Consider the following 2837-nt stretch of genomic DNA (forward strand, 5'->3'; position numbering starts at 1 on the left):
GCGGGAAAAAGTTGAATAAAAAACTTATATAACAAAATATAGTTGTTTAGATATATAAGTCAAATTTCTGATGTATAAAAATAATAACAAAAGGAAGAAATATAAATGTATATATATGAACCAGATTTAAATTATTTTAAAAGCATATTTACAATGTTTGACTATGATAATATGGATTTAGATTTTATTGAAAGCCAATTAAAAAATTATACTCTACAATTTAGAAAGACAATTCTTAATATGAACTATACAGAGCCTACTGAAGAAAATAAGCTTCCATATATAGCTATAAAAAATTATATATGCTATGAGGTGGCTAGGCTTTTAACTGTTAATTTTGTATCAAACAGCGATTTAATAAACTTTATAAGAAATGAGAGCTTGAGGTTAAAAGAACTAGCTATAAAAGATTTATCAGCATTTATTTCTGGCAATTTATCTTATGAGAGTGTGAGGCTTGATGGGGACATAAAAAAGCCTTAATTATTTTTTATTTTTAAATATTTTTTAAATAGGGTTTTATATATATGATACATTTCAAAAATAGCATTTTATATGTTTTAGATAATTTTATGAACTTTATGGCAGATGATTATATAGATTTTGCTGGAAATAAAGTTAAAGGTGATGGGGAGCTTAATAAACTTTTAGATGACAAATTAAAAATTGACTGTTTTAGTTTGGGCAATATTAAGTCTATGAGTAAATCTTTTTTATGGGCTACTATATCTGAGGGCGAGAGCAAAGGAGGAAACTCATATATAGGAGATAGTGCAGGTTTTACTGATGATATATGTTTAAAAGCAGAGGTTTATAAAGAGCTTAAAGCTGGAGAATCTTTTTTAGCATACACAATGATACCTATTGCTTTGAATCAGGCTTCACGTTATTGGGTATCAAAGCTAAATGATGAGGGTGAGAGGATTGCATTATCTCCTGTTATTAAATGGGACTCTCCTACTTTTGATATGGAAAACAGTAAAAGACAGTTTAATGATTTCTCATCTATTAGGGGGGTGAGTTTTTCTCTTTATATAAATTTTAAAATAATGACTGGGAGTTATGATGATGAAGTTTTTCAGAAATATTGAGAGAGTTAATCAAAAGGTAAGAGATTATTTAAGTTTAAGGGGCAATGTTTATAAAGTGAAGATTGTTTCTACTCCTTCAAATGCTGTTATAAGAATAGACGGAGAAGATAAATATTTTGATGCATATAAAACGGGTGACACTCTTCAATATGAGGTGAGTTTAGATGGCTATAATACAAAGCAAGGCACTATAACAGTTGAAGATAGAGATATATTAGAAAGTGTTGTGCTTGAAGCAACTGCATAAAAATTTTTTTAACTAAAATTATAAAAGGTTCATTATATGAGTATATTTGACATAAAAGGAAATTTAATGAAAGATGAAGATGGCTTAAATATTATAAACGGCTCTTCATATAAAGTGAGAATTGCTAAGACAAACAACAGAGATGAAAGAGTAGATTTTACCAGCTATGATGTTAAAGGAAAATATTTAATTTATCCTTCTTCTGTTGGACTTACTCCTTCTACAGAGAGCTTAACAAAAGATTATGTAGGCTCTCCTTCATCAGAATCCTATTTAGGGGCTACAACCTATGCGGGGGATATTTCTTTTGGTGCTTTTGTAAACTCTAATGCTTATTATATGAGTTTGATATGGGCTAATGTGCATACAAAAGAAAATACAGGAAATATTATCTGCATTAATTGTTTTAGCGATTTTTCTATTAAGATGCATAAAAATGAAAACACTATCGCTATGCTTGAGATTATCAGAGAAGATGAAAATGGTTTTTATAGCGATTTTATTGATATATATGATTCTATGACTCAGCAGGAATTAATTGATGCTATAAACAACATAAAAAATATAAAAGCATTTTTAATTACAGGCGATAAGAATGACAAAGTAGATTTTACAAACTTTTTAGAAGAGTTCGAAGAGGAAGAAGATAATTATTTAATTAGCTTTAAGAGAGTTGGATTTATAGAGAGTGGAGTATTTAGCGAAGAGGCAAAAAAACTATATCCAAGATTTGTAAATATAATTTCGCCAAGATTCGGAGAAACACAATATTATAACTTAGCATTATTTGACTCATCAAAAAACATTGAAGGCATTCAGTATATAGGCTGTGAAAGTAAATCAATGAGTTTTAATTTTGCTAATAAAGCATTAACACAAATAACTTCTTCACTATGGGCATCTGATGAATACACTTTAGATAAAGATAGCATTCTTAAAGAAGAGAGAGCGGAAGATAGAGATATTATAATGGCTCAAACTTCAAAATATCCAACAAAACTTTTTATTAACGGCACAGAGGCTACTTCTGTTTCTGATATTGCTATTGCTTTTGAATGGACTAAAGAAGAGAAATTTAATGTATCAGCAAAGAGATATAATTTCCCAAACAATAAATTTACTTTAACATTTTCTGGCAATGCAGTTTTTAATACCCAATCAAAAGAACTTTTTTATAATCGCGTTTTAAATGGTGATAGGCAGTCATTTGTAATATACAGCAAAACAAAATTTAGAGGTAAGGATTATCCATTTATATTTGTGAGTGCAGATGTTTCTGGAAGTCCTTCCTTTCCTACTATTGAGTCTAAAGATATTTCTGTTTCATTAAACAATTTTAAAGCTTCAGAAGATTCTATTGAAATGAAAAATAACTATTTAATAGCATTCACAGATAGAGTTGAATTATTTTAATATATATTTTATTTTTAAATATATTAAATAATTTTTTATAATTATAATAAATATCTAATAAATAAAATTGTTATAATATTAATTTG

General features: G+C 27.8%; 4 protein-coding genes. All 4 read left to right on the forward strand.

Annotated elements, in window-relative coordinates:
- Nucleotides 1-105 precede the first annotated feature (105 nt).
- From E6A48_RS07865 to E6A48_RS07880, 4 genes are read left to right on the forward strand one after another with little or no spacing between them, the layout of a single operon-like run.
- Nucleotides 106-483, forward strand: coding sequence for a hypothetical protein (locus tag E6A48_RS07865; protein ID WP_157149278.1), 378 nt, complete (start codon nt 106-108; stop codon nt 481-483).
- A 44-nt stretch (nt 484-527) separates the two neighbouring features.
- Entirely contained in the window at nt 528-1091 is a 564-nt protein-coding gene (locus E6A48_RS07870) for a phage capsid protein (RefSeq protein ID WP_219709492.1), read from the forward strand.
- Nucleotides 1069-1338, forward strand: a complete 270-nt coding sequence (locus E6A48_RS07875; RefSeq protein WP_157149302.1) for a hypothetical protein — start codon at nt 1069-1071, stop codon at nt 1336-1338. Before E6A48_RS07870 ends, E6A48_RS07875 begins: the two co-directional genes overlap by 23 nt.
- 36 nt (nt 1339-1374) lie before the next feature.
- Nucleotides 1375-2751 carry a phage tail protein gene (locus tag E6A48_RS07880; protein ID WP_219709493.1) on the forward strand — a complete coding sequence of 459 codons (1377 nt, stop codon included), beginning with the start codon at nt 1375-1377 and terminating at the stop codon, nt 2749-2751.
- The last annotated feature ends 86 nt before the right edge of the window (nt 2752-2837 follow it).

Source organism: Brachyspira pilosicoli, from assembly GCF_019402445.1.
In the GTDB taxonomy this organism is placed as follows: domain Bacteria; phylum Spirochaetota; class Brachyspiria; order Brachyspirales; family Brachyspiraceae; genus Brachyspira; species Brachyspira pilosicoli_B.

What these genes read in the sequence shown, in the direction of transcription:
- E6A48_RS07865 (WP_157149278.1), top strand. Translation starts at nt 106, where the DNA reads ATGTATATATATGAACCAGATTTAAATTATTTTAAAAGCATATTTACA.
- E6A48_RS07875 (WP_157149302.1), top strand. Translation starts at nt 1,069, where the DNA reads ATGAAGTTTTTCAGAAATATTGAGAGAGTTAATCAAAAGGTAAGAGAT.
- E6A48_RS07880 (WP_219709493.1), top strand. Translation starts at nt 1,375, where the DNA reads ATGAGTATATTTGACATAAAAGGAAATTTAATGAAAGATGAAGATGGC.
- E6A48_RS07870 (WP_219709492.1), top strand. Translation starts at nt 528, where the DNA reads ATGATACATTTCAAAAATAGCATTTTATATGTTTTAGATAATTTTATG.